This is a genomic window from Posidoniimonas corsicana (assembly GCF_007859765.1).
Taxonomy (GTDB): Bacteria; Planctomycetota; Planctomycetia; order Pirellulales; family Lacipirellulaceae; genus Posidoniimonas; species Posidoniimonas corsicana.
The window spans coordinates 3461532-3487389 of record NZ_SIHJ01000001.1 but is presented as its reverse complement, the minus strand read 5'-3'; the positions used below and the strand labels follow the sequence as shown (position 1 = coordinate 3487389).

The window sequence follows — 25858 nt, the reverse complement described above, 5'->3', positions numbered from 1 at the left end:
CCGGGGAGTGCGCGAGTGGGCTATTCGTCGTCCAGTTCGCGGGCGGCGGCTTCGTGCTTGCGGATCGCCTCGGCGAGCGCCCGGCCGGTGGCCGAGTCGGGGTTCGCCGCGACCTGCTCCGGCGTGCCGGTGGCGATTACCCGCCCGCCGTCGTGCGCGGCGCCGGGTCCCAGGTCGATCACGTGGTCGGCCGCCAGGATGAGCTGCAGGTTGTGCTCGATCACCACCAGCGAGTGCCCCACCTCGAGCAACGCGTCAAAGCAGTCGATCAGCCGCACGATGTCCGAGAAGTGCAGGCCGCGGGTCGGCTCGTCCATGACAAACAGCGCCCGGCCGGCCTGCTTGCCAGCCAGCGAGCCGGCCAGCTTGAGCCGCTGAGCCTCGCCGCCCGACAGCGTGCTGGAGGGCTGGCCCAGCGGCACGTACCCCAGCCCGACGTCCAGCAGCACCTTTAGCTTCTGCTGCACCTTCTTGTGGCCGCGGAAGAAACGGAACGCCTCTTGGGCGGACATCTCGAGCACCTCGGAGATGTCGCGGCCGCGGTACCGCACGCTCAGCACGTCCGGGCGGTAGCGGCGGCCGTCGCAGTCGCGGCACCGCATGGTGATGTCGGCCAGGAACTGCATGTCGACTTCGACGCGTCCGGCGCCCTGGCAGGTCTCGCAGCGGCCGCCCTCCACGTTGAAGCTGAAGTGCCCGCTGGTGAGCCCCTGGGACTGCGCGTCGGGCTGCTCGGCGAATACCGACCGGATCGGGTCGAACGCCTTGATGTACGTCACCGGGTTGGAACGGGGCGAGCGGCTGATCGCCTGCTGGTCCACCTGCACCACGTTCTCCAGCTGGGCCGATCCGGCCAGCGAGCCGTAGGGGAGGGCGGGCTGATCGCTGGACTTGCCGTTCTCTTTCCCGAGCGCCGACGACAGCGCCGGGTACAGCGTCTGGAGCACCAGGCTGCTCTTGCCCGCGCCGCTGACACCCGTCACCACGCAGAGCCCGCCCAGCGGCACGCGCAGGTCGACGCCCTGCAGGTTGTTGCCCGTGGCGCCCTGCAGCTCAACCCATCCCTCGGGCTCGCGGCGGGGGCCGCCGCCCACCATCGCGCGGCGGCCGGCGAGCCAATCGCCCGTGCTGCTGTTGGGCGTCTCACGCAGCTGGAGCGGCGGGCCCTGGAACACGATCCGCCCGCCGTCGGCGCCGGCCGCGGGGCCGAACTCGACCGCGATGTCGGCGCCGCCGATGACCTCCTCCTCGTGGTCGACCACAATCACCGTGTTGCCGCGGTCCCGCAGGCGGTGGATGGCGCCGGTAAGCCGGTTCACGTCCACGGCGTGCAGTCCGGCGGTCGGCTCGTCCAGCACGTACAGCATGTCGACCAGGCTGGAGCCGAGGGTCGAGGTCATCGCGACCCGTTGGGCCTCGCCCGAGCTGAGCGTCCGCAGCGACCGGTCGAGCGGCAGGTACGCCAGCCCGACCTCGCTCAGGTACTGCAGCCGGTCCACGACCTGCGACAGCATCACGCGGCTGATCTCGCGCTGCATGTCGGTCAGCGGCAGGCTGCTGAGGAAGCTGTGCGCGTCGCCGGCGTTCAGGCGGCAGACGTCCGCCAGGTTTTTGCCGCCGATGCGCACGGCCAACGCGTCGGGCTTCAGCCGCGACCCGCCGCACGCTTCGCAGTCGCGGTACGACCGCCAGCGGCTGAGGAACACCCGCAGGTGCATCTTGTACTTCCGCCGCTCCAGCCAGCGGAAGAAGCCGTCCAGGCCGCCGAACTCGTGCTCGGGCGAGCCGTGCAGCACGACCGCCAGCTGCTCTTCGGTGAGCTCCTCGAACGGGGCGTCGAGCGGGATCCCCCGGTCGGGCGCCAGCGCGATCAGCTCTTCCAGCTCGTGGGCGTACGACGGCGAGTTCCACGGCGCGACCGCGCCCTGGCGGAGCGACTTCTTCTTGTCCGGCACCACGAGGTCCATGTCGGTCTCGATGATGCTGCCGAACCCCTCGCAGGCCGGGCAGGCGCCCAGCGGGCTGTTGAAGTTGAACAGCTGCGGCGACGGCTCGGTGAACGACTGGTCGCAGCGTCCGCAGTGCCACGTGCGCCCGAACCGGTGGGCCTCCCATGTGCGGTCGTCGATCGTGACGATCGCCGCCTGGCACGCTTCGTCGGGCCCTTCGACGACGATCGTGCAGTGGTCGTCGCCGTGCAGCAGCGCCGACTCGATCGACTCGGCGATCCGGCCCTCGGTCGGGCCGCCCGTGGTCAGCCGGTCGACCACCACGAGGACGGGGCCGTCGGTCGCCTCATTCCGCACCGACACGTCGTCCAGGTTGCGGGTGCGGCCGTTGATGATGACGCGGACAAACCCCTCCTCCACCAGCTCCTCGCGCCAGGTCGGCGAGTCGCTCTCGTAGGGGAAGGCCAGCATCCCGCGCCGCCCAGCGGGCAGCTCCTGCAGCCACCGCGCGATCGACTCGGGCGAGTCCTTCGTCACCTCGCGCCCGCAGCCCGGGCAGGTCACCCGGCCCACTCGGGCGAACAGCAGCCGCAGGTGGTCGGCGATCTCCGTCGCGGTGGCGACCGTCGCGCGGTTCGAGCGGCTGATCTGGTTCTGCGTGACCGCCACCGCCGGCGGCAGGCCCTCGATGACGTCCGCGTCCGGTTTGTCGAGCTGATCGAGGAACTGCCGGGTGTAGGTGGAGAAGCTCTCCATGTACCGCCGCTGGCCCTCGGCGTAGAGGGTGTCGATCGCCATGGTCGTCTTGCCGCTGCCCGACACGCCGCAGAACGCGATCAGCTGATTGCGCGGCAGCTCCAGGTCGATGTCCCGCAGGTTGTGGTCGCGGGCGCCGCGCACGCGGATCGTGTCGGTCGTGGGGGCGTCGGCTGCGGTGCTGGCGGCGGCGTTCGGCATAGCGGGAGTGCGGGCGGTGCGGGTAATCCTGTAAGATACGCGTTCCGGCCGACCAGCACCACCTCGGCCCCGCGGACGCCGCCGAACTCCCTGCTGTCAGAGCGACCATGCCGAACCCCGAGCAAGAGCCAGAGAAAGACCCCGCGAAGGAGATCGAAGCCCTCCGGAAAGAGATCCGCGAGCACGACCGGCGGTACTACGTCGAGGCCGCCCCCACGATCGCGGACCACGACTACGACAAGCTCATGCACCGGCTCAAGCAGCTCGAGTCGGAGCACCCCCACCTGGTGACCGCCGACAGCCCGACCCAGCGGGTCGGCGACGAGCCCGCGCCGCACCTGGAGCCGGCCGAGCACGTCACCCCGATGCTGTCGATGGACAACACCTTCAGCCGCGAGGAGCTGCAGAAGTTCGGCGAGCGGGTGCAGAAGCTGCTCGAAGGCGAAGAGATTGAATGGGTGGTTGAGCTGAAGATCGACGGCGTGGCGATCTCGCTGCTGTACGAGGGCGGCGTGCTCACCCGGGCCGCCACCCGCGGCGACGGCCGCACCGGCGATAACATCACCCACAACGCCCGCACCGTGCTGGGCGTGCCGCTGCGGCTGCTCGGCGACGACTACCCCGACGTGGTCGAGGTCCGCGGCGAGGTCTACATGACCAACAGCGACCTGGTCGCGCTCAACGCCCGCCGCACCGACGCCGGCGAGCCGCCGTTCGCCAACACACGCAACCTGACCGCCGGCGCCATCAAGACGCTCGACCCGCGGGTGTGCGCCGAGCGCAAGATCCGCTTCTTCGCCCACGGCGTCGGCCAGGTCGAGGCGCTCCCCGTCGACAACCACATGGACTTCCTGCACGCCATCGCGCGCTGGGGCTTGCCGGCCACGCCGATGGTCGAGCGGTTCGCGAGCTTCGACGAGGCGGTGGAGCACTGCGAGGGACTGATCGAGCGACTGCACGAGCTCGACTTCGAGGTCGACGGGCTGGTGCTCAAGGTAAACCGGTTCGAGCAGCGCGAGCGGCTGGGCGCCACCAGCAAGAGCCCGCGGTGGATGGTGGCCTACAAGTTCGAGAAGTACGAGGCGGTCACCACGATCAACGAGATCAAGGTCAACGTCGGCAAGACCGGCGCGGTCACGCCGTACGGCGAGCTGGAGCCGGTCGAGATCGCCGGCACCACTGTTAGCCGCGTGACGTTGCACAACGCCGAGGAGGTGGAGCGGAAGGACATCCGTCCCGGCGACACCATCGTTGTCGAGAAGGCCGGCAAAATCATCCCGCACGTGGTGCGGGTGGAGAAGCACCTCCGCAAGACCGAGCTGCCGCCCTTCCCATTCCCGACGGAGTGCCCGCGGTGCGGCGCCGAGCTGGTGAAGGACGAGGGCGGGGTCTACATCCGCTGCCCCAATATGAAGTGCCCCGGCCGGATGCGGGAGCGGCTGATGTACTTCTCCAGCCGATCGGCCATGGACATCGACGGCCTGGGCGAGAAGCTCATCGACCAGTTGCTGGACGCCGGGTTGATCGCCACATTCGGCGACATCTACCGGCTGACCGAGGAACCGCTGGTCGGCCTCGAACGCGTCGGCCAGAAGTCCGCCCAGAACCTGCTAAGCGCTATCGAGGTGAGCAAGTCGCGCGGGCTGGCGCGACTGCTCAACGGCTTGTCCATCCGGCACGTCGGGTCGACCGTGGCGCGCGTTATCGCCCAGCACCTGGGCTCGCTCGAGGCGGTCGCCTCCGCGAGCGTGGAGCAGCTGGCCGAGATCAACGAGGTTGGCGACATCATCGCCGAGAGCGTGCACGAGTTCTTCCAGAGCGAGTACGGCCAGCAGATTGTCGAGGACCTGACCGGCCTGGGGCTGAAGGTGACCGAGGAAGCCCCGCCCGAATCGGCCGAGGCCGGGCCGCTTGCTGGGCTGACGTTTGTCGTGACCGGCACGCTGCCGAGCTACAGCCGCGACGAGGCCCACGAACTGATCGCCCAGCACGGCGGCAAGAAGTCGAGCAGCGTGTCAAAGTCGACCGACTACCTACTGGCTGGCGAGAAGGCGGGCAGCAAGCTCGCCAAAGCCGAGAAGCTGGGGGTGAAGGTTATCAGCGAGGAAGACTTCCGCGTGCTGATCGGCGGGTAAGCCTCAGCCTAGGGGGCCGTTACGGCGGCGGCAGGCGACGGTGGGACGATGGCCGGCACGGGGATCGGCGTCGCGCGGGGCACCGGCGACTTCTTCCGGCAGGCCGCCGAGAGGCCCAACAGTGCAACCGCCTGTTTGAGCTGCCGGGGCGAGGGCTGATGACTAACCATCCTAAGACGACGCATGACGGATTCTCCTGCCGAGGGTGGTGATTCCTTCCAATGCGGAACGGCCCGCTTGCACCGCCAATCAACAAGCCGGGTCCGCGCCCGCCACGTGCTGGCGCCAGGCGAATCGCCGCGGATAAAGGTCGCGGACGATTGACATCCGATCGGGGGGAGCGATAACCGGGGGAGGGCGAGCCCCGCGACCGTCAGCGCGGGTCGTCCAGTGACCACGCGTGTGGCCTCCCGGCGACCAGCCTAAAGTCGTGGCATGGCAGTTGCATCCTGTCGGGTGGGTTCTTTCTTACAGCCTTTAGGTGAGAATCGAGCCTGCTTTGCAGCGAGTGACAGCGAGGCAAGCCTAGGATAGTGGCGCCCGGCGCCAATGTTCTGAGCGTCGGCCAGTGGTTGCAGCATTCCGAGTCACCAAGCGGCAGGAAACCATGCAGTATCAATGTCAGGGCTTTGACGAGACCTTCGACCCCGAGGGTCAGCCGCGTCCCGCCTGCACGGAGTTCTACCGCCGGTTGCAGATGATCGGCCCCGACGAACTCGGGCGCCGGCAGCAGGCCGCCGAGCTCCAGTTCCGCAACGCCGGCATCACCTTCAACGTGTACGGCCACGAGGACGGCGTCGAAAAGGTCTGGCCGTTCGACATCATGCCGCGGGTGCTCGACGGCGAGGAGTGGTCTCGGATCGAGGCCGGGCTGCGCCAAAGGGTGATCGCGCTCAACCTGTTCATCGACGACGTCTACAACGAGCGCCGCATCATCCGCGACGGCGTGGTGCCGGAGGAGCTGCTCCAGACCTCCAAGACCTACCGCCCCGAGATGCAGGGCTTCAGCCCCACCCACAAGGCGTGGTGCCACGTGAACGGCGTGGACCTGGTCCGCGACAAGGACGGCCAGATCTACGTGCTGGAAGACAACCTGCGGTGCCCGTCCGGCGTCTCGTACGTGCTGGAGAACCGCGAGGTCATGAAGCGGAGCTTCTCGCAGGTGTTCCACGGTGTGTCGATCGCGCCGGTCGAGGAGTACCCCGAGCGGCTGCTGCAGACGCTGCTGAGCTGCGCCCCGCCTTCGGCACACCAGCCGCTGGCCGTGGTGCTCACGCCCGGCGTGTACAACTCCGCCTACTTCGAGCACACGTTCCTGGCGCAGCAGATGGGCGTGCAGCTCGTCCAGGGGAGCGACCTCACCGTGGTTGACGACGTGGTCTTCCTCCGCACCACGCACGGGCTGCACCGCGTGGACGTGATCTACCGCCGCATCGACGACGACTTCCTCGACCCCGAGTGCTTCCGCAAGGACTCGTGCCTGGGCGTGGCCGGGTTGATGCGGGCGTACCGCGCCGGCAACGTCGCGCTGGCCAACGCGCCCGGCACCGGGGTGGCCGACGACAAGGCGGTCTACGCGTACGTGCCCGAAATCATCAAGTACTACCTCGACGAGGACGCGATCCTCAGCAACGTGCCGACCTATCTCTGCTCGGACGGCAGGCAGCGGGAGCACGTGCTCGGGAACCTCGACAAGCTGGTGGTGAAGCCGACCAACGAGTCGGGCGGGTACGGCATCCTGATGGGGCCGCAGGCGTCGGAGGAAGACCGCACGGCGTACGCCGACCTGATCCGGTCGAACCCCCGCAACTACATCGCCCAGCCGATGCTCCAGCTCTCGACCGTGCCCACGCTGATCGGCGACCGGCTCGAGCCCCGCCACGTGGACCTACGGCCCTTCGTGCTGGCCGGCGAGAGCGTCTACGTCATGCCGGGCGGCCTGACCCGCGTGGCCCTCAACGCCGGGTCGATGGTGGTGAATTCCTCGCAGGGAGGTGGTAGCAAAGACACCTGGGTGCTGCGAAACTAGGGGACGGCCCCCGCCGCGGATCAGCCCCCCTGGGGCGCCGCGCCGGACCCGCCTTCGCAGCCCGTGTTAACCAGGCGGAGCAACCTTGAACATGCTGAGCCGTGTGGCCGACTCCATCCTCTGGATGAGCCGATATATTGAGCGTGCCGAGAATGTCGCGCGGTTTATCGACGTCAACTTCAACATCACGCTCGGCGCCGACTCGGACGACCCACTGCAGTGGGCGCCGCTTGTCTACACCACCGGCGACCAGGACCTGTACAAGGAGCTGTACGGCGACCCCGAGCGGGACTCGGTCCTGAGGTTCCTCGCCTTCGACGACAAGAACCCCAACTCGATCCTGTCCTGCGTGAGCCAGGCCCGCGAGAACGCCCGGATGGTCCGGGACTCGATCACGGCGCCGATGTGGGAGCAGATCAACCGGTTCTACCTGCTGGTTCTCGCGTCGGCCAAGCACGCCGGGGCGCTCGCCGAACCGACCGCGTTCTGCGACGAGGTGAAGCTCGCCAGCCACGCCCTGGTGGGCCACACGTACACCACCATGTCGCACGGCGAGGCGTGGCACTTTTCGCGGATCGGGCGGCTGCTGGAGCGCGCCGACAAGACGTCGCGGATCCTCGACGTGCAGTACTACCACCTGCTGCCCTCGGTCAATGACGTCGGCTCCGCCCTCGACCTGGTCCGCTGGAACGCGCTGCTCCGCTCCACCAGCGCCCTGACGATGTACCGCCGGATGCACGGCAGCATTGTCCCCGATCGGGTGGCCGACTTCCTGATCCTCGACCGCGACTTCCCCCGGTCGATGCGCTTCTGCGTGATGCGGGCCCAGGATTCTATCAGCGAGATCACCGGCAGCCGGCCGGGCACTTTTACCTGCCGGACCGAGCAGCTGGCGGGCCGCCTGCGCTCGGAGATGGATTACACCGCTATCGAGGATGTCATACGCGAGGGATTGCACGAATATATCGATCGCTTCCAGCTCCTGCTTAACGGGATTGGAGAAGCTTTGCAGGCGGATTTCCTTTCGCCTGCCGATCAAACCAAAACGCCGACTTTGCAATCCCAGCGGCAGGGCTAGCCCCGCCGCTGAACATCCAGGGTTGGCCCAGCATCCCGCCACGGGCCCGCCAAGCGAGTAATCCATACGATGAGCATCCACGTTGCGCTGCACCACAAGACGACCTACAGCTACTCCGACCTGATTGGTCTGGGTCCGCAGGTTATCCGGCTGCGGCCGGCGCCCCACTCCCGGACGCCGATCCTGAGCTACTCGCTGCGCGTGCAGCCCGACAACCACTTCCTGAACTGGCAGCAGGACCCCTACGGTAACTACCAGGCGCGGTGCGTGTTCCCGGAGAAGGCCCGGGAGCTGTCGGTCGAGGTCGACCTGGTGGCGTCGCTTTCGTCGATCAACCCGTTCGACTTCTTCACCGAGCCGCAGGCCGAAGAGTTCCCCTTCGCGTACGACGCGCACAGCCTGCGCGACCTGAAGCCGTACATGGCGCTCGACCCGGCCGGGCCGCGGATGCACGCGCTCCTGGCGACCGTCGACCGCCGGCCGCGGAAGACGATCGACTTCCTGGTAGAGCTCAATCAGCGTCTGCAGCGCGAGATCGGCTACGTGGTGCGACTGGAGCCCGGCGTGCAGACCTGCGAGCAGACGCTCGAGCTCGGCACCGGCTCCTGCCGGGACTCCGCCTGGCTGCTGTGCCAGGCGCTGCGGCACATCGGATTCGCGTCGCGGTTCGTGTCGGGCTACCTGATCCAGCTGGTGGCCGACCAGAAGTCGCTGGACGGCCCCTCGGGCCCGGAGGCCGACTTTACCGACCTGCACGCCTGGACCGAGGTCTACCTGCCGGGCGCCGGCTGGGTGGGGCTCGACCCGACCTCCGGCCTGCTGGCCAGCGAGGGGCACATCCCGCTGGCGTGCACGCCGCACCCGGTCTCGGCGGCGCCGATCACCGGCGCGCACGACGAGTGCGACAGCGTCGACTTCGACTTCCAGATGTCCGTCGCCCGGGTGCACGAGGACCCGCGGGTCACCAAGCCGTACACCGAGGAGGAGTGGAACGAGATCGAGGCCCTGGGCCACAAGGTGGACGAGCGCCTGGCCCACCACGACGTGCGGCTCACCATGGGGGGCGAGCCGACGTTTGTCTCGATCGATGACATGGACGGCGAAGAGTGGCAGACCGCCGCCGTGGGGCCCAACAAGCGGCGGCTGGGCAACGACCTGCTGCTGCGGCTGAAGCGGCGCTTCGGCGCCGGCGGCTTGCTGCACTTCGGGCAGGGCAAGTGGTACCCGGGCGAGTCGCTGCCCCGCTGGGCGATGCACTGCTACTGGCGGAAGGACGGCGAGCCGATCTGGCAGAACGACTCGCTCTTCGCCCCCGACGGCGTGAACCTGGGGCACACCGCCGAGGACGCCGCCCGGTTCGCCAAGGCGCTGGCCGAGCGGCTGGCTGTGAACCCCGACCACGCGATCGACGCCTACGAAGACTCCATGTACTACGCCTGGCGCGAGCGGCGTCTGCCGGCCAACGTCAACCCACGCGACTCGAAGCTCGAGGACGTCGAGGAGCGCGAGCGCATCGCGCGGGTGTTCGAGCAGGGCCTGACCAGCGCCGTGGGCGTCACGTTGCCGCTGCAGTTCCGCTGGTGGGAGGCCGAGCCCCGCTGGCAGAGCGGCGCTTGGGTGGTCCGCTCCGACGAGATGTTCCTCATCCCCGGCGACTCGCCGATGGGCTACCGCCTGCCGCTGCAGAGCCTGCTCTACCTCGGCAAGTCGACAACCTCGCAGGACTACTTCGAGCGGGACACGATGGAGGCCCTGGCCGACCTGCCCCGCTACGAGTCGCTCCGCCGGCGGCACGCCCAGCCCGCGCTGGTGGGCGGCGGCGTCGGACTGGGCGGCGAGGGCGACCCGTTCGGCGCGCTCCGCCGACGCGGCGGCGCGTACGGCGACGGCCCCGGTAGCTGGAACGGCAACGGCGACGGCGGGCCGGGTCACGCCGAGCAACCGGAGCAGGCCCCGGAAGACCCCGAAGACCGCTACAACCCGGCGAACGTCTTCAAGGCCGACGTCAACTACAACGACCCGTCCGAGGTGGTCCGCACGGCGCTGTGCGTCGAGCCCCGCGGCGGCGTGCTGCACGTGTTCATGCCGCCGGCCGACCGGCTGGAGGTCTACCTCGACCTGGTCACCGCCATTGAGGAGACTGCCGAGTCGCTCGGCACGCAGCTGGTGATCGAGGGCTATCTGCCCCCGCACGACCCGCGCCTGCAGCACATCAAGGTCACGCCCGACCCCGGCGTGCTCGAAGTCAACGTGCACCCGGCCGAGAGCTGGGACGAGCTGGTCGACATCACGACCGGCGTGTACGAGGACGCGCGCAACAGCCGGCTCGGCACCGAGAAGTTCGACCAGGACGGCTCGCACACCGGCACGGGCGGCGGCAACCACGTGGTGATGGGCGGCGCGTCGGTGGCCGACAGCCCCTGGCTGCGGCGCCCCGACCTGCTCAAGAGCTTCCTGACCTACTGGCAGAACCACCCGTCGCTCTCGTACATCTTCTCGGGCAAGTTCGTCGGGCCGACCAGCCAGGCGCCGCGCGTCGAGGAGGCCCGCGCCGACTCGCTGTACGAGCTCAAGATCGCCTTCGAGCAGATCCAGGCCGGCCGGGACTGCCCGCCCTGGCTGGTGGACCGCGTGTTCCGCCACCTGCTGGTGGACGGCACCGGCAACACGCACCGGTCGGAGTTCTGCATCGACAAGCTGTTCTCGCCCGATGGCCCGACCGGCCGCCTCGGCCTGGTCGAGTTCCGCGCGTTTGAGATGCCGCCCCACGCGCGCATGAGCCTGACGCAGCAGCTCCTGCTGCGGGCGCTGGTGGCGCGTTTCTGGGAGAACCCGTACGAGCAGCCGCCGGTCACCTGGGGCACCACCCTGCACGACCGCTGGATGCTGCCGCACTTCATCTGGCAGGACTTCCAGGACGTCGCCGAGGAGATGGACCAGGCGGGCTTCCCAATCAAGCCCGAGTGGTTCGCCGCGCACTGGGAGTTCCGCTTCCCGGTGATCGGCCGGTTCACGCAGCGCGGGGTGCACGTCGAGCTGCGCCGCGCGATCGAGCCGTGGTACGTGCTGGGCGAAGAGCCGGGCGGCGGCGCGCTGGCCAGGTACGTCGACTCGTCGGTCGAGCGGCTGGAGGTGAAGGTCAGCGGCATGACCGACCCGCGGTACGTGCTGACCTGCAACGGCCGCCGCACCCCGCTGCACCCGACCGGCGTGCAGAACGAGTACGTGGCGGGCGTCCGCTACCGGGCGTGGCAGCCGCCGAGCTGCCTGCACCCGACCATCCCGGTGCACGGGCCGCTGGTGTTCGACCTGGTCGACGCCTGGATGGACCGGTCGATGGGCGGTTGCCAGTACCACATCGGCCACCCGGGCGGAAATAACCCTACAAGCTTCCCGGTGAACGCTCTGGAAGCCGAAAGCCGCCGCGCCACGCGGTTTTTCAGCTTTGGCCATACCCCGGGCCCTGTTAAAATTCCGTCAGCGGAAACCAACCCCGAGTTCCCGCTCACGCTTGATCTACGGCGCGGCGGACCCTGATGCAAGGCCAGCGGCAGACCCAACTCAGCGGCTTCGCATCGCAGCCCGCCGCGGACGCCTCGCCGCTGAGTGGTTACCGCCCCGCCCCCAACGCGTACGACGAGCTGGTCGACCCGCGGGGCGGGTTCCGGGCGCGCTGGCTCCCTTTTGCGTCGCAGTTAGAACGGCTCGGCACGCTGGAGCTGAAACGCCGCTGGGCGCACTCGCAGCGGCTGATCCACGCCAACGGCGTCGCGTACAGCCCGCACCGGTCGTCCAACGGCCGGCGGCGTCCGTGGACGCTCGACCCGTTCCCGCTGATCATCACCTCGCAAGAGTGGAAGGTCGTCGCCGAGGGCCTGGCGCAGCGGGCGCGTGTGCTGGAGCTCGCGCTGCAGGACCTCTACGGGCCGCAGACGCTGATCCGCGACGGCGTGCTGCCGGCCGAGCTGCTGTACTGCCACCCGGGCTACCTCCTGCCGCTGCGGCGCCGCCCCGAGGACCCCGCGCCCCCGGCCGCCGAGCGGATGCTCCGGTTCTACGCCGCCGACCTGGGCCGCGCGCCCGACGGGTCTTGGTGGGTGCTGTCGGACCGCACCGAGTCCCCCTCCGGGATCGGCTTCGCGCTGGAGAACCGCATCGTCGTCTCGCGCATGATGCCCGAGCCGTTCCGCGACTGTCGCGCGCTGCGCCTGGCGGGCCACTTCGCCCACCTGCGCGAGGTGCTCGGGTCGATCGCGCCGCAGCGGGTGCGCAACCCGGGCATCGCGATCCTCAGCCAAGGGCCGGGCAACCCCAACTACTTCGAGGACGCGTACCTGGCCCGCTACTTGGGCTACATGCTGGTCGAGGGCGAGGACCTCACGGTGCGTCAGCGGCGGCTGTGGCTCAAGACGCTCGAGGGCCTGGTGCCGATCGACGTGCTCGTGCGGCGCCCCAACAGCGAGCACTGCGACCCGTTGGAGCTGGGCGGCGAGTCGCCGGCCGGCGTCGCGGGTTTGATCCAGGCCGCCCGCGGCGGCGCGTTGTCGCTGGTCAACCCAATCGGCAGCGGGCTGGTAGAGTCGCCCGTGTTCATGGCGTTCCTGCCGCGGCTCTGCCAGAAGCTGCTGGGCGAGAAGCTCAAGCTGCCGGGCGTTGCGACCTGGTGGTGCGGCGAGCAGGCCTCGCTGGAGTACGTGACGCAGAACATCGACCGGCTGATCCTGAAACGCGCCTACCGGCTGCGCGGCGAGGAGAGCCTGCTGACCGCCGAGCTCCACGACACCCCGCGCGAGCAGCTGATCGAGAAGATCCGGCAGGACCCGCGCAGCTACGTGGCGCAGGAGCGGGTCGAGCGCTCCTCCGCGCCCCGCTGGGAAGAAGGCCGCGTGCAGACCTGCCGCGTGGCGCTGCGGGCGTTCGCTACGGCGGACGCCAAGGGCGAGTTCAAGGTGCTCGAGGGCGCGCTCGCGCGGACCACCTCCAGCGCCCAGACGCTCGAGACCTCGGTCCTGTCTGGCGAGGGCAGCAAGGACGTCTGGATCACCAGCGAGCTGCCGGTCGAGGCGATCTCGCTCCTCTCGCACGAGGACGAGCCGGTCGCGCTGGTGCGGTTCGGCGCCGAGCTGCCCAGCCGCGTGGCGGACAACAGCTACTGGCTGGGCCGCAACCTGGAGCGGGCCGACGCCAAGGCGCGGCTGGTCCGCACGGTCGCCAACCGGCTGACCGGCGAGAACGACCCGATGCAGCTTGTCGAGCTGCCGTACCTGCTGCGGGCGTTGGCCGACGAGGGCCTGATCGAGCCGGGCTACGCGGTCGCCGAGATGCGCGAGCTGCTGCCGCACGTGGACCGCTCGCTGCCGTCGCAGGTGCTCAACTCGCAGCAGCCCAGCTCGCTCGCCGCGTCGGTGGAGAACGTGTTCCACTCGGCCGCCAAGGTGCGCGACCGCTTGTCGCGCGACGCGTGGCGGCTGCTGCTGCGGGTGAGCGACGCGTTCCGCTCGCAGGAGTCGATGCCCCGCGACCTGACCGACCTGATCAACGCCACCGACGAGCTGATCGCCGACCTGGCCGCCATCGGCGGCCTCGTGGTCGAGAGCATGACCCGCACCCAGTTCTACCGGTTCCTGGACATCGGCCGTCGGCTGGAACGCGCCGCGCAGCTCGTGGAGCTGCTGTCGGCCTGCCTGATCGAGACCCAGCCCTCCGTGCGGCCGCTGCTCGAGGCGCTGCTCGAGACCTCCGACAGCATCATGACCTACCGCTCCCGGTACCGGTCAAACATGCGCTTCGTCGCGGCGCTCGATCTGCTGCTGACCGACCAGAGCAACCCGCGCAGCCTGGCGTTCCAGCTCGACACGCTGGAGCGGCACATCGGCAAGCTGCCCCGCAGCGACGACGAGCCCCAGGGCGCGTCGCTCGAGCAGCGGCTGGTGATGTCGATGACGCACGCCGTGCGGATGGCGGACGTCGAGGCGCTGGCCGAGGCCCACGAGATGGGCAACCAGAAGCCGCTGGCCGAGCTGCTCGAGATGTTCGCCCGCGACCTGCCGGCGTTGTCCAACGCGATCGCGCTGAAGTACCTTGTGCACGCGGGGGCGCCGCGGCAGCTTTCGCCCCTCTAGCGGGATTGAGTAACGCTGACACACCCCACGTGGGCCGGCCCGAACCCCGCCGGCCAGACACTGCGCAATCTTATTTAAGCATTGCTTAGCGGAACCGCCGGCCCATGCGTTACCGGATCACCCACACCACCAAGTACTCGTACACCGACCCGGTGGCGGTCTGCCACAACCTGGTGCACCTCTCGCCGCGCGACCTGCCGCGGCAGACCCGCTCCGGCTACCGGCTGATCATCCTGCCCGACCCGTCGGACGTGCTCCACCAGACCGACGCGTTCGGCAACCCCGTGGAGTACTTCTCGATCCTCGAGGCGCACCGCGGGCTGTCGCTATCAGCGACCAGCGAGGTCGAGGTGCGCGAGGCGCCCGCCCCCGGCGCCGGCGCGCCCTGGGAGCAGGTCCGCGACGCGCTGCCGCAGGCGGCGCCCGACGCGGTGATCCGCCCGTACCTGTACGCGTTCCCCTCGGCCAAGGCGCCCGTCGCTGCGGCGTTGGCCGAGTACGCGAGGGCGGCGTTCACGCCGGCGCGGCCGATTGTGGACGCGCTCCGCGAGTTCACCACCCGCGTCAACCAGGACTTCAAGTACGACCCCCGCGCCACCACCGTCAGCACCCCGGTCATGGAGGCCTTCGAGCAGCGGGCCGGGGTGTGCCAGGACTTCGCCCACGTGGCGATCGCGTGCCTGCGTTCTATCGGGCTGGCGGCGCGTTACGTTAGCGGCTACCTGCGGACGCTCCCCCCGCCGGGAAAGCCGCGGCTGGTGGGCGCAGACGCGTCGCACGCGTGGGTGTCGCTCTATTGCGGCGAGGACGGCTGGGTCGACGCGGACCCGACCAACGCCGTGCTGCCGGGGACCGACCACATCACCATCGCCCACGGTCGCGACTACGCCGACGTCTGCCCGATCCAGGGCGTGTATGTCGGCGGCGGCGGGCACACGATGGACGTGTCGGTCGACGTGGCGCCGATAAAGAACTAACGCACGCGTTCGCTGCTGGTTGCGTCAGATGACGCGGCGACTGCAACCAGCGTACGGGCGCCGCCGCCCGGCCGCCGCATCTTGGTCCGCGCTGTATCATTGCGGGCGGGTTTCTCGTAGAGTAGGGGTCTCGTTACCCCGGTGCTCATCTACCGCCGCGATCGCAATGCTTGGCAAATCCAACTCATTCCTCGTTGTGGGCCTCTGCGCCGGCGTGCTCGCGGCGACCCTCGGCTTCGCCATGATGCGGGGCGCGTCGGGCGCGGTCGCGGGCGAAGCCCCCGCGCGGGTGCTGAAGCTCGCCCACAGCCTCGACGAGAAGCACCCCGTGCACCTGGCGATGCTGTACATGGCCGGCGTGCTGGACCAGAAGTCGCAAGGCCAGCTGCGGCTGCAGATCTACGCCAACGGATCGCTCTGCGGCGAGGCCGAGTCGATCGAGCAGATGCAGCAGGGCGTGCTCGACCTGGCCAAGACGTCCACCGCGCCGCTGGAGAGCTTCGTCCCCGAGATGGCCGTGCTGGGCGTGCCGTACGTGTTCACCAGCGACGACCAGTACTGGCGGGTGCTGGATGGGGAGGTCGGCCAGGAGCTGCTCGACGCCGGCCAGGGCGTGGGGCTCAAGGGGCTCTGCTTCTACGACGCCGGCGCCCGCAGCTTTTACACCGTGAAGCGGCCCATCCTCAAGCCCGAGGACCTGGAGGGGCTGAAGATCCGCGTTCAGCAGAGCAAGACCGCCATCGCGATGGTCGACGCGTTGGGCGGTTCGCCAACGCCCATCGAGTGGGGCGAGCTGTACTCGGCGCTGCAGACCAGCACCGTGGACGGCGCCGAGAACAACCTGCCGAGCTACTTCTCGAACCGGCACTTCGAGGTCTGCCGCCACTTCAGCCTCAGCCGCCACACCCGCGTCCCCGATGTGCTGCTGTGCAGCGGCGACACCTGGAACTCGCTGTCCGCCGAGGAGCAGGGCTGGCTGCAGCAGGCGGCCGACGAGTCGGCCCGCATGCAGCGCAAGCTCTGGGACCTTGAGACCGAGCGCGTGCTCGGCGTGCTGGCGGCCGAGGGCGTGAGCGTGCACGAGCCGGACCTGGCGCCCTTCGCCGAGAAGGTGAAGGGGCTGCACCAGAGCTACGACGGCGCCCCGATCGGCGACCTCCTGCGACGGATTGCGGAGGAGTAGGCCCACGTGCAAAGAGCTATGAAACTTGGCGTCTGGCTCCTCGAGGCGTCGGTCGCGGCGATCATGGCCGTGCTGGTGCTGGTGGTGTTCTGGGGCGTGTTCACGCGGTTCCTGCTGGGCTCCGCCAGCCAGTGGACCCAGGAGGCCGCCGAGTACCTGATCATCTGGCTCACGTTCCTGGGCGCAGCGGCCGGGTTCCGCCGCTGGGAGCACCTGGGCCTGGACTGGATGGCCGAGAAGCTGACCCCGGACGCCCGCCGCGTGCTGGAGGTGATCTCCGCGTTGATCTGCGCGCTGTTCGCCGGCGCGGCGCTCCTGTGGGGCGGCTACGTGCTGGTCTCCAAGACGCTGGCGACCGGGCAGGTTACGACGATCGATTTCATGGGGCTGCCGACGCTCGCCAAGGGCTGGGTCTACCTGGCGGCGCCGCTGGGCGGGGTGCTGATCTGCCTGTTCTCGCTGATGCGGGCCTACCGGATCGCGGTCGGCGCCGAGCAGGTCGGCCACGATCACGGCGACAACGCACCGCAGCAGGAAGCCTAGCCGACTATGGACGTGCAGATTGTCCTGATCATCGTCGCGTTCTTCACGATGCTGCTGATGAACGTGCCCGTGGCGATCGCCATCGGCGGCGCCGCGTTCATCGCGATCCTCTCGCTCGGCGACACGCCGGCCAGCTACGTGGTCGCGCTGCGGATGAGCTCCGGCATCGCCAAGTTCAGCCTGTTGGCGATCCCGTTCTTCGTGCTGGCGGGCCAGCTCATGGGCGAGGGCGGCATGGCCCGCCGGTTGATCGAGTTCGCCACCACGCTGGTCGGCCACCTCAAGGGCGGGCTGGCGTACGTCTGCACGCTGACCTGCATGCTGTTCGGCGCGATCTCCGGGTCGGCCACCGCGGCGGTCAGCAGCATCGGCGGGATGATGATCCCCGAGATGCAGCGCAACGGCTACGACCGCGACAAGAGCGTCGCGCTGACGACCACCGCCGCCACCACCGGGCTGATGATCCCGCCGAGCAACGTGATGATCGTGTTCGCCGTGGTGGCGGGCGACGTGTCGGTCGGGGCGTTGTTCCTGGCCGGCGTGCTGCCGGGGATCCTGACCGGGCTGCTGCTGATGGCGGCCTGCCTGGTGACCGGCTTCAGCGGGGACGAGCAGGCCAGCCAGCGGTCGTCGCTCCGCGAGGTGTCGCGGGCCGCGCTGGCCGCGGCGCCGAGCCTGCTGCTGATCGTGATCGTGCTGGGCGGCATCCTGGGCGGCGTGTTCTCAGCCACCGAGGCGGCCGCCATCGCCGTGCTGTACGCGTTCCTGCTGACGTTTGTCGTGTACCGCGAGGCGCCGCTGTCCGCGCTGCCGCAGATGCTGCTCCGGGCGGGCGTGACGACTTCGGTCATCTTCCTGCTGATCGGCGCCAGCCAGGCGATGAGCTGGGTGCTGGTCTACCAGAACATCCCGCAGACGATCAGCCTGACCCTGTTGTCGCTGTCCAGCAACCCGGTGGTGATCCTGCTGATCATCAACGCGGTGCTGCTGGTGGTCGGCGCGTTCATGGACATGACCCCGGCCGTGCTGATCTTCACGCCGATCTTCCTTCCAGTCGCGATGGAACTCGGCATGGACCCGGTTCAGTTCGGCATCATGATCATCGTGAACCTGTGCATCGGGCTCTGCACGCCGCCGGTGGGCACCTGCCTGTTTATCGGCTGCGGCGTGGGTAAGACCACCATCGCGCGGGTGGCGTGGCCGATGATCCCGTTCCTGATCGCGATGGTGGTCGCGCTGCTGATCATCACCTACGTGCCGGCCATCTCGCTGTGGCTCCCCAAGGCGCTGGGCCAGTAGGCGGCCCGCGCTAGCCGAAGTACTCCGGCTCGCCGCCCGGCTTCCACTTGATGTTGCAGCCGATGCTCGGCTTTTGGTCCTCGCCGGGGGTCTTGCCGGCCAGCACCTCGTCGGCCGCCGCCCGCAGGTCCTCCCCCGTCACGGGCACGCCGTTGCCGGGGCGGCTGGCGTCGAACTGGCCGCGGTAGACCAGCTTCTGGTCCGCGTCGAACAGGAAGAAGTCGGGCGTGCAGGCCGCCTTGTACGCGATCGCGACGTCCTGCGTCTCGTCGTACAGGTACGGGAACGTGTAGCCGCGCGACTTGGCCTCGGCGACCATCTTCTCCGGCGAGTCGTCCGGGTAGTTGGCCACGTCGTTCGCGCTGATGCCCACCACGGCCAGGCCGCGGGCCTGGTAGTCGTCGGCGAACCTCTTCAGCTCGTCGGCGATGTGGATCACGAACGGGCAGTGGTTGCACATGAAGACCACCAGCAGGCCCTTGGCGTCGGCGAAATCGCCCAGCGAAACGTCCTTGCCGTCGACGTTCGGAAGGGTGAAATCGGGCGCCTGGGTGCCCAGGGGCAGCATGGTGCTGGGGGTCTTTACCATTGGGGTCTCCTGCGGAGGGCGGTAGCGAGGGCGAACCCGGCAGGGCCGGGCGGGTCCTGCAGTATTACGGGTCGCCCGCGGGCCGCCAACCGGCGGGCGGCCGACCCGGAGCGTTGACACGGCCCCCGCAGATCCTACAATCGGTTGCACGCAAACAACTTACGTCGCACGCGGCCGAGCGATCGAACCCGCGCTGTAGCGTTGCCGTAGTCAGTAACTAGATCCATCGGCCGGCGCGGTCTTTCGAGCGCCGGCCGAACCCTAGCGCAGGAGAGATACCGTGGGCGTCCAAGAAGTCAACGACGATAACTTTGAAGCGGAAGTGCTGCAGGCTGGCGAGCCCGTGCTGGTCGACTTCTGGGCCCCCTGGTGCGGCCCCTGCCGCCAGATCGCCCCGCTGGTCGAAGAGCTGGCCGGCGAGAACACCGGCGCCGCCAAGATCGTGAAGCTCAACGTCGACGACGCCCCCGGCGCCGCGCAGAGCTACGGCGTGAGCAGCATCCCCACGCTGATGGTGTTCAAGGGCGGCGAGGTGGTCGACCGCTTTGTCGGCGTGCAGCCGAAGAACCGCCTGCAGGACGCGCTGGACGCCGCCAAGGCGTAACGCGTCACGCCGCCCAGACCCGCTTGCGGGCACGGGCGGCCTGCAACCCAAACCCAATCGAAAGCCCCGTCGCATGCTAGCGGCGGGGCTTTCTTCGTTGGCGGCGGCCGGAATCGCCTCAAGTCGATCGCACGCCGGGCCGAAACGGAAGATAGGCAAATCTTATCGTTTGTGACGGTCGCACGGGCGGGACGCCCCCGCTGCGGCCCGAGGAAGGAACCCGCGACCGATGCCCGACCACACGCCCCAGCCCGCCGGCTCCCCGACCGAGTCACGCCTCGACCCGCCGCACCCGGTGCACGGCCCCTCGACCAAGGCGGCCGCGACCGCCGCCGTCGGCGACGCGGGCGGCCACGCCCGCGGCGCGCTGGAGCTGGAGTCGTCGCAGCCGATCGAGAAGCACGCCGCCGAGCTGGCCGAGCGGCTGCAGCGGCAGCAGGAGGCCCTGCAGCGCCGCGCCGCCGAGCTCGACGCCCGCGAGGCCGACCTGGCCGACAAGGTCGAGTCGGCGAAGCTGTGGTTTGAAGAACAGAACCAGTTGCTCGAGCAGGGCGGGCTGCCGCCGCAGGACGCGTCCGCCCCGCCCGCGGTCGACGAGCAGGCCGCCGAGGCGCTCGACGAGATGCGCCGGGCGCTCTCCCGGCGCGAGCACGAGCTCGACCAGCGGCAGGCGGACCTCTACCGCGAGATCGAGGAGCTGACCGCGCAGAAGGGCAAGCACGGCGACCGGGTCGCGGACCTGGACCGCCGGCAGCAGAAGCTCGAGCGGCTGGAAGAGGAGATTAAGCAGCGCGAGGCCACGCTCTCCGTCGAGCAGAGCGGCAAGGGGAAGGCCGAGGCCGACCTCCAGCGGCGGCGCGCCGAGGTCGAGGCCCAGACGCAGGACCTGCAGAATCAGATCGCGGAGTTCGCCCAGCGCGAGGCCCAGCTCGCCGCCCGTCAGGCGGAAATCCAGCTGGCCATCAAGCGGTACGAGGCGCTCGGCGTCACCGAGCGACGCATCGCCGAGGCCGAGAGCCAGAGCAACCAGTCCAACGCCCGCGCGCTGCACCTCGACGAGGCCGAGGCGATGCTGTCGGAGGAGAAACGCGTGCTGCAGCGGGCCCAGTCGCAGCTCAAGGCGGACCGCCAGGCGCTGCAGCAGACGCAGCTCATGGAACGGCGCAAGATCGAGGAGGAGCGGGCGGCGTTCAAGCAGGAGATGGCCCACGAGAAGGCGCTGCTGGCCCGCCGCAGCGAGCGCGTCGACGAGCGGGAGTCGGCGCTCGAGCGGCTGCAGGTCGAGCTTCAGGAGACGCAGCGCGAGGTGCTGGAGATGCGGCTGGCGACCGAGGAGACCTGGGCCCAGCTCACCGGCGCCCTGGCGCCTGCCACGCTGACCCGGTCGATCGCGCAGGTCCGGGCGCGGCTCAGCGACCACTACGAGCAGACGCTCCGCGAACTCGAGGAGAGGCGGGTGGAGCTGGAGTCGGTCTCGACTCAGCTGGGCGAGGAGCAGCACCGCCTGGAGGAGCACGGCCGGCAGCTGCTGGAGTGGTCACGCCGCCGGGACGAGGAGATCGAGAAGCAGGCGGCCCGGCTGGTCGCCAGGGAGCGCGAGCTCGACCGCCAGCAGGCGCACTACGAGACGCTCGAAACAAAGTGGGACCGCGAGCGGGCGGAGCTGCGGGCGAGGATCCGTGACCTGCTGGGCTCGATGCGGCACGGGTCGGGCCCCGCCGCGAAGGCCGCGTAGCGCGGCGCTGAGTCCGTTGTCGACCGGCCGCTACTCAGCGGCGTCGTCGGTCGACTCGTCGGCTTTTTCTTCGGCGGAGTCGGCCGGCTTCTCGTCGGAAGTTCCAAACTCGCTCTCGACCTGCACGGTGGACTCGCTGGCCGAGTAGCTGCTGGCCAGCGACGACTCGCTCGCCGAGCTGCGACGCTCGTTGGCCAGCCGGGTCGACTCCTTGGCGTAGGCCATCGCGGCGTTGATCTGCTGGCTGGTGAAGTAGCGGTTGCGGACCGAGCTGCGGGCCGTGCCGGTCAGCTTCTGGGCCAGCTCGGTCCAGGAGAGGTCGTTGTTCAGGTTCCAGACCGCCGCCTGAGCGGCGCCGTGGTCCAGCTTGCCCGTGCCGAACGCGGTCAGCAGCTCGACCACTTCCGGGCGGTCCACGACCTGGTCGACCGGGCGGATCTCGTAGGGCTTGCTCGAGGACGGGTCACGCTTGCCGTGCTCCAGGCACAGCACCGCCACGTCCAGCTTCGCGACCTTCTCGGCCGGGATGCTGAAGGCGCCGCCGCCGCCGCCCAGGCCGCCGCCACCGCCGCCCAGGCCGCCGCCGACCGACTGGGCGCCGCCGCCACCACCGCCGCCGAAACCACCGCCGCCCAGGCCACCGCCGCCGCCGCCAAACTGGGCGGCCACTGGCACTCCGGCGAACGCCTCGGGCAGCTTCAACGCGACCGGGTTCTTGGTCTTGTTGGCGATGATGATCTTGGCTTCGCGGTCGCTCTTCGCGACGAACTTGACGTCCACGTCGCCGCTCTCGATGGCGTCGAACAGGTCGATCTCGGCCGGTGGGTTCACCGTTGCGGGCGCTTTGGCCGAATCGGCCGCGTGCGCGGCGCCGGTTATCAGCAGGCCAGCGATCGTGAGGACGCCAAGTAGCAAGCGGGAAACCATTTCAGGACTCCGGAGTAACGCAGACGCTGCCGAGAGCAGCGGGAGGGGACAGCAGGTACGCTCAGCGGACCGAGGGGGATCTTCCCCTCGCCTGCGTCCAGCATAATCAGCGGGCCTGGTAAAACCAAGCAATCTGGGCGAATTTCGCCCGCCGGCTGACGGCCTAAGGGCCTCCGGGGCCCGGGGTTGCGGCCAGGCGCCCGCCGCGGGAGGGGCGCCGCCGGGGGGCTCAGCCTGCGGGCTGGATCCCCGCGATCACCACCCGCTCCACCCGGCCCTGCCGCTCGATCTGCAGGGCGATCTCCGCGGCGTCTTCGGCCAGCCGCTGCATGAGGAGGGTCTCGAACTGGCGGGAGTCGGCGAAGGTCTCTCCGTCGATCATCCGCACGCGGTCGTGCAGCTCCAGCCCGGCCGCGGCGGCGGGCGAGTCGGCCGCCACCCGGGTCAGGAATACCGTGCCGGGCTCGGCGTCGTCGGCCCGCCAGGAGATGCCGACCCGCGGCCGGGGCGCGTCGGCCGGCAGCGGCGGCAGGGGCCGCTCGCGGCGGGCCTGCAGCGACTTGCCCTCGTTCATGCCCTGCCAGCGGAACGCGGGCAGCGCGTCGGCGTCGGCCGCGGTGGTGGCCAGGTCGAACAGGTAACGCGAGACCAGCCGCACGCCCTCGGTGTTGATCTCACCGACGTCGTCGCTGGGGCGGTGGTAGTCGTCGTGCAGACCGGTGTGCAGCATCAGCGTGGGCACGCGCCGCTTGAGGAAGTTCCAGTGGTCGCTGTTGTCCTCCAGCTCCCAGGTGAAGTCGAGCCACAGCCCCTGGTCGGCGGCCACGCTGGCCAGCCTCCGCAGGCCGACGCCCGTGCGGGTACAACTAACCTCCAGGCGGTCTTCGCGCATGCGGCCTACCATGTCGATGTTGATCGACAGCGGCACCTGCTCGATCGGCACGGTCGGCCGGTTGCACCAGTGCTGGCTGCCCAGCAGCCCCAGCTCCTCGGCGTCCCAGAACGCGATGATCAGCGACCGCCGGGGTCGGATGTCGTGCAGCGCGACCGCTTGGGCGAATTCGAGCACGGCCGCCACGCCGCTGGCGTTGTCGTCGGCGCCGTTGTGGATGTAGCCGATCGGGCCGAAGCTGGTGCGGCGGTCGCCGTAGCCGACGTGGTCGTAGTGGGCGCCGATCAGCACGTGCTCGTTCTTGAGCTGCTCGTCGCTGCCGGGCCAGATAGCCAGCACATTCCGCCGGCCGCCCGGGAACGGCTGGTAGAACTCGTCCTCGGTCCCGCCGCCCTGCCAGCCCATCTCCTGGAGCTGCTTGACCAGGTAGGACGCGGCCGCGCGGCCGCCGCGGGCGCCGGCCCGGCGGCCCTCCATCGCGTCCGAGGCGAGCACCTCCAGGTGGGCCAACGCCTCGTCCGCCCGGATCGAGGCCAGCGCCGCCATCTTGGCGTGCTCCTCAGCGGGGGCGGGGGCGCACAGCAGGCTGGCCATCAGGGCGAGCTGCAGCGTCTGTTTGGTGAGACTCACCGAGTTGTCCTCTGGGCATGACGACACAGCGCCGGGCGTCGCCACGCCGTTGGCTGATTCAGGTCGGGTATCGACCGCCGCCCCGCCCGCAGGCCTTACGCGATTGCCGAACCCGTTAGAAGCAGCATAACAGCGGCGTCACTACCGGCAGAGTCTGCCTAGGTTCCGGAGTGGCAGCAACAGTGGGCTGGAGTTTGCGTTGCCGTCGGTACCGATTCCCGTCGGCCGATTGTCGGTGGGTGCAGCCCAAGAGGTCTTGCCGATTCGACTGGACACCTTAACGCCGATTGTCGCAAGCGACACGGACAATCGGCCGAAACAAACTTCACACTGGCCGGATCGCTCCCGGCCGAATATCGCTGCTACCCTGCGAAGCCCTTCAATGCCCCTTGTAGTCAAGTACAAGTATCGCGACCTGACGCAGTCGGAGCTTGATGAGCTAGGCCCGGATGCGCTAACGATGCGTCCTGCCAGACGCCTCAAGCCATTGGACGAAGCGGAGCTGGCGACACTCACCAAGAGTCGGCTCTTGCAGTATCGGAAGCGGGCGCTCGCTCTCGAAAACTGCTTGGCCGAGTCTGACTATCTAGACCAAGAGATTGAAGATTGGGACCCGGCCTACATCTACTTCAAAGACGACCCACGCTGGCGACAGCTCTACGACCAAATATTGGCCCGTTTGGCATAGGCTAGGACCAGACTCGGGTGGCAGCGACTGTCGGCCGGGGTTGGGACTGCTGCCGAGCCGGCTCCTATCGGCCGATTGTCGCTGCCACGCAGATTCACTTGCCGATGCAGAAGCGGCTGAAGATGCGGTCCAGGACCTCCTCGTTCGATGCGTCGCCCAGCACACGGCCTAGTGCATCGAGCGCCGTGCGCAATTCGAGCGTCACCAGGTCGTCGGCGCCGGCGGGCGCGAGTTCCTCGGCGCGGGCCAGGGCCGTTTCGGCATCGCGGAGCGCCTCGCGGCAGCGGTTGGCGGTCGAGGCGACCATCCGGTCGCCGGCGGTCTGGTGGGCCGCCGCTCCCACTTCTTGCAGCAGCTTGCGCAGGCCCTGGCCGCTCTGCGCACTGACCGCGAGGCGGCCAGGCGGCGGGGGGCTGTCGGTCAGGTCGGCCTTGGTCAGGACTTGCAGCCGCGTCTGTGCGGCCGGCGTCGGTGGTGTTGGCGATGGCGGACCCGTGGCGTCGGCCGCGCGGCAGTCGATCACCACCGCGGCGGTTTCGAGCGCCCGCCGGCGTTCGGACTGGGCGGCGTCTTCGATCGAGCGGTTGGTGGTGACGGCGACCTCGCCGGCGGTGTCGACCAGCTCGAGCGTGAGGCCGTCGACGCTCAGCAGGCGGCTCACCAGGTCGCGGGTCGAGCCGGCGCGGTCGGAGACGATCGCCGGCGGCGCGCCGGGCGTGACGCCGGCCAGGCGGTCTAACGCATTGAGCAGCGTGCTCTTGCCGGCGTTGGGCGGTCCGGTGATGACCGCCAGCGGCGCCTCGCCGTCGGTCGCGCGGTCGGCGGCCTGCCGGGCGGCGGCCGCGACGTGGGACCGCGCTTCGCCGAGCCTGCGCAGGGCCTCGTCCGGCGCGACGAACGTGACGTCTTCTTCGTCGACAAAGTCGAGGCCCGCCTCGAGGTCGGCCAGCAGCGACAGCAGGTCCTCGCGCACGCCGCCGAGCGGGCCGGCCAGCCCGCCCGCCATCTGCCGCAGCGCGGCATTGAGGTCGGACTCGCCGCGGGCGTCGATCACGCCGAGTACGGCCTCAGCCTGGGTGAGGTCGATCCGCCCGCTCAGCACGGCCCTGAGGGTGAACTCGCCCGGCGCCGCCAGGCGGGCGCCCTGGGCGCACAGCGTCTGCAGCACGCACTCCAGCAGCGGCGGCGAACCGGGAAGGTGTAGCTCGACCGACGGCTGCCGCACGTAGCTGCGGGCGCCGGGCCAGACGTAGAGGTCGGCCGGGATCGATCGGACGACGCCGGCAACCTCCGCCGTCAGCCGGGCCGACTCGATCACCTCCGGCCGCCGTGCCGAGGTCAGCCGAGCGGCAGACGCGGCGTCGACGCAGCGCGCCACCACGCTCAGGGTGTCGGGGCCCGCCAGCCGCACCACGCCCCGCGCGGCGGGGCCGCGTGCGCTGGCGATGGCGGCGATGGTGTCGTTCTCGTCGGGGAGCATCGGAGGCGGGGCTCTGGCTTGTGGTGTCCCACTCGTTCTAG

Annotated in this window: 17 protein-coding genes; 12 read left to right on the top strand and 5 right to left on the bottom strand. The window is 69.5% G+C overall.

The window, feature by feature from the left end:
- Positions 1 to 20: 20 nt before the first annotated feature.
- Positions 21 to 2906 carry an excinuclease ABC subunit UvrA gene (gene uvrA, locus KOR34_RS13355; protein WP_146565062.1) on the bottom strand — a complete coding sequence of 962 codons (2886 nt, stop codon included), beginning with the start codon at positions 2904 to 2906 and terminating at the stop codon, positions 21 to 23.
- A gap of 107 nt (positions 2907 to 3013) precedes the next feature.
- Between uvrA and ligA the strand changes: the two genes are divergently transcribed.
- From ligA to KOR34_RS13310, 9 genes are all read left to right on the top strand, one after another.
- Positions 3014 to 5041 carry an NAD-dependent DNA ligase LigA gene (gene ligA, locus KOR34_RS13350; protein ID WP_146565061.1) on the top strand — a complete coding sequence of 676 codons (2028 nt, stop codon included), beginning with the start codon at positions 3014 to 3016 and terminating at the stop codon, positions 5039 to 5041.
- A 607-nt stretch (positions 5042 to 5648) separates the two neighbouring features.
- Positions 5649 to 7070, top strand: coding sequence for a circularly permuted type 2 ATP-grasp protein (locus KOR34_RS13345; RefSeq protein WP_146565060.1), 1422 nt, complete (start codon positions 5649 to 5651; stop codon positions 7068 to 7070).
- 91 nt (positions 7071 to 7161) lie between these two features.
- Positions 7162 to 8148 carry an alpha-E domain-containing protein gene (locus tag KOR34_RS13340; RefSeq protein WP_146565997.1) on the top strand — a complete coding sequence of 329 codons (987 nt, stop codon included), beginning with the start codon at positions 7162 to 7164 and terminating at the stop codon, positions 8146 to 8148.
- 69 nt (positions 8149 to 8217) lie between these two features.
- Positions 8218 to 11685, top strand: a complete 3468-nt coding sequence (locus KOR34_RS13335) for a transglutaminase family protein (protein WP_146565059.1) — start codon at positions 8218 to 8220, stop codon at positions 11683 to 11685.
- Positions 11685 to 14270 (top strand): circularly permuted type 2 ATP-grasp protein, encoded by a 2586-nt coding sequence (locus KOR34_RS13330; protein ID WP_146565058.1) that lies wholly within the window; start codon positions 11685 to 11687, stop codon positions 14268 to 14270. The genes KOR34_RS13335 and KOR34_RS13330 overlap by 1 nt, the downstream gene beginning before the upstream one ends.
- A 104-nt stretch (positions 14271 to 14374) precedes the next feature.
- On the top strand, positions 14375 to 15247 hold the full coding sequence (locus KOR34_RS13325; protein ID WP_146565057.1) for a transglutaminase family protein: 873 nt from the start codon (positions 14375 to 14377) through the stop codon (positions 15245 to 15247).
- A gap of 166 nt (positions 15248 to 15413) precedes the next feature.
- On the top strand, positions 15414 to 16430 hold the full coding sequence (locus KOR34_RS13320; RefSeq protein WP_146565056.1) for a TRAP transporter substrate-binding protein: 1017 nt from the start codon (positions 15414 to 15416) through the stop codon (positions 16428 to 16430).
- Between the two features lie 18 nt (positions 16431 to 16448).
- Positions 16449 to 16973, top strand: a complete 525-nt coding sequence (locus tag KOR34_RS13315; protein WP_146565055.1) for a TRAP transporter small permease — start codon at positions 16449 to 16451, stop codon at positions 16971 to 16973.
- 6 nt (positions 16974 to 16979) lie between these two features.
- Positions 16980 to 18272 (top strand): TRAP transporter large permease, encoded by a 1293-nt coding sequence (locus tag KOR34_RS13310; RefSeq protein WP_146565054.1) that lies wholly within the window; start codon positions 16980 to 16982, stop codon positions 18270 to 18272.
- A 10-nt stretch (positions 18273 to 18282) separates the two neighbouring features.
- Here the strand turns inward: KOR34_RS13310 and KOR34_RS13305 are convergent, their stop codons facing one another.
- The gene (locus KOR34_RS13305; RefSeq protein ID WP_146565053.1) at positions 18283 to 18861 is read right to left on the bottom strand and encodes a thioredoxin family protein; all 579 of its coding nucleotides are present in this window, start codon (positions 18859 to 18861) and stop codon (positions 18283 to 18285) included.
- Between the two features lie 280 nt (positions 18862 to 19141).
- On the opposite strand from KOR34_RS13305, the gene trxA reads away from it, so the two are divergent.
- The gene (trxA, locus tag KOR34_RS13300) at positions 19142 to 19465 is read left to right on the top strand and encodes a thioredoxin (protein ID WP_146565052.1); all 324 of its coding nucleotides are present in this window, start codon (positions 19142 to 19144) and stop codon (positions 19463 to 19465) included.
- A gap of 229 nt (positions 19466 to 19694) precedes the next feature.
- Positions 19695 to 21200, top strand: coding sequence for a hypothetical protein (locus tag KOR34_RS13295; RefSeq protein ID WP_146565051.1), 1506 nt, complete (start codon positions 19695 to 19697; stop codon positions 21198 to 21200).
- 30 nt (positions 21201 to 21230) lie between these two features.
- Here the strand turns inward: KOR34_RS13295 and KOR34_RS26715 are convergent, their stop codons facing one another.
- Together KOR34_RS26715 and KOR34_RS13280 are read right to left on the bottom strand one after the other, a co-directional pair.
- Positions 21231 to 22127 (bottom strand): hypothetical protein, encoded by an 897-nt coding sequence (locus tag KOR34_RS26715; RefSeq protein ID WP_197531389.1) that lies wholly within the window; start codon positions 22125 to 22127, stop codon positions 21231 to 21233.
- Positions 22128 to 22356: 229 nt separating this feature from the next.
- Positions 22357 to 23649 (bottom strand): M20/M25/M40 family metallo-hydrolase, encoded by a 1293-nt coding sequence (locus KOR34_RS13280; RefSeq protein ID WP_146565049.1) that lies wholly within the window; start codon positions 23647 to 23649, stop codon positions 22357 to 22359.
- A 382-nt stretch (positions 23650 to 24031) separates the two neighbouring features.
- On the opposite strand from KOR34_RS13280, the gene KOR34_RS13275 reads away from it, so the two are divergent.
- A complete protein-coding gene (locus tag KOR34_RS13275) occupies positions 24032 to 24337 on the top strand; it encodes a hypothetical protein (RefSeq protein ID WP_146565048.1) in 306 nt (101 codons plus the stop codon).
- Positions 24338 to 24431: 94 nt separating this feature from the next.
- On the opposite strand, the gene KOR34_RS13270 is transcribed toward KOR34_RS13275, so the two are convergent.
- Entirely contained in the window at positions 24432 to 25817 is a 1386-nt protein-coding gene (locus KOR34_RS13270) for a tRNA modification GTPase (RefSeq protein ID WP_146565047.1), read from the bottom strand.
- Between the last annotated feature and the right edge of the window lie 41 nt (positions 25818 to 25858).